General features: G+C 63.6%; 1 protein-coding gene. It reads right to left on the reverse strand.

Annotation, left to right across the window (positions count from 1 at the left end; translation table 11 throughout):
- Positions 1 to 153: 153 nt before the first annotated feature.
- Positions 154 to 1371: a DUF2863 family protein gene (locus tag BTE28158_RS32205; RefSeq protein ID WP_059533163.1), complete on the reverse strand. Its 1218-nt coding sequence runs from the start codon at positions 1369 to 1371 to the stop codon at positions 154 to 156.
- Positions 1372 to 1595: the final 224 nt, after the last annotated feature.

Here is a 1595-nt window from a genome sequence, read left to right on the forward strand (position 1 = left end):
GTCCGCTTGATCCCTTGCTCCATTTGGCACCTCTTCGTTTCGGCGAAAAAGTGTCAACCTATTTCAGGACGGGTCACGGACGAGAAAAAAGCCGCTCCGGCTGGAACCGGGAGCGGCTTCGTCGGGCAGGCGCTGCGGGCCTGCAATGCACGATCAGTGAAAGTGCGGTTGGGCGGGCGACGCGTCTTCTGGCATTTCCGCGTGGACGATCTCGCCGAGCGGATCCGCATAGAGCGGCACGCCGCAGTCGTCGCAGTATTCAGGCTCGAAGCGGCCCGCGTGCCGGCGGACGTCGGTCACGCCGCATTCCTTCAGCAGACTTACGATCTCCTCAAGCGGCCCTTCGATCGGTGCTTCACCTTCGAGCGTCGCGCTGTCGATCGACACGTCGCCGTTTTCGCGGCCGTAGAGCGGCCACACGACGCCATAGATCACGTCGTTGCTGGCGCGTCGCGTGAAGCCGACGCGATACTCGTCGATCCGGCGCTCGCCGAAGCCCGCGACCACGGCGCGCAGCTCTTGCGGTGCCGTACCAAGTGTGTCGAAAAGATAACGTATAGCCGTTCGGACCGTGTGCGGACGGATGCGCTCGTCCGCATCACGGCAGGCCGAATAGTATGCGTCCGGGAGCAGGCATTCGAACTCGCAGCCGGGGAGGGCAATCGACAGGTTCGGACCACCCTGCGCGGTCCATTGCTCGAGACACTGACCGCGTTCGATCCGATTGCCGTGCTCTTCTTCCTGCCAGCGGAACAGCGGTGCGCCGGCTGGAGCGGCGACGACGGCGAGGAGGAAGCGCGGGTCAGCCAGGATCGGCGAGGTTTCGGGCAGGTCGCCGAAGCTGAGCTTGGCTGCATGCTGGCCGAGCGCCGCGTGCGCGAGTTGCTGGGCAAGCCGGTAGGTCTCGACGTGGTGGCGCGGCAATTGGTCGATGCTGTAGAGGAACGGGGCCAGCCCGACCAGCGTGCCGGTAGCGAGCACGTGCGCCTGAAGGTGCGTGCGCAATGCATCGGCGACGTCGCCTTTCAGCGGGCCCGATGGAATCATATAGCGCGTCCAGGCAAGAACGGGAACGGCGACCAGCAGCGCATCGTACGGCTGGCCGTCGTGCTCGATCACCATCGATTCACTATGCGTCTCGGCCATGTCGGCGAGCGCGCCATAGGCATCAGGGTGGTTCTGCTGCAGATGGTCGAGTGCCGCGTCGAGCGTGGTCTGGTTGCCGTTGCGAACGATCTTGGCGAGTAGCGCATCGAGCTTCGCTTCCCAGAAGCGATCCTCGATGCGGCTGCCCGAGGCGAAGAGCGCAAGCGACAGGCCGACCAGTTTGTCGGCGTCGGGGGGGAGGCGTTTGGCGATTCGCTGGCGCATATTAAATACGTATAGAAAGGGGCGAAGAACCTCACATTCTAGTCCGTTCTTTGCACCATAAGCGGTCTCGTGCTCCGGCATGGCCGGAAGGCCGAATCGGCGGGGATGAAGAAAAATCCATCAAACCCTTGCGCGATTGCCGGGAGCTGCTTAGAATCACGCCTCTTTCGCGCTAACGGAAACGCGGCGCGGAGGAAGAAGGGAAGCGGTGCGATGGAGGGTGG

This window comes from Burkholderia diffusa (genome assembly GCF_902499115.1).
Taxonomy (GTDB): Bacteria; Pseudomonadota; Gammaproteobacteria; order Burkholderiales; family Burkholderiaceae; genus Burkholderia; species Burkholderia diffusa.

Excerpts from the sequence above, each read along its gene's own strand:
- BTE28158_RS32205 (WP_059533163.1), bottom strand. The coding sequence starts at position 1,371 with ATGCGCCAGCGAATCGCCAAACGCCTCCCCCCCGACGCCGACAAACTG.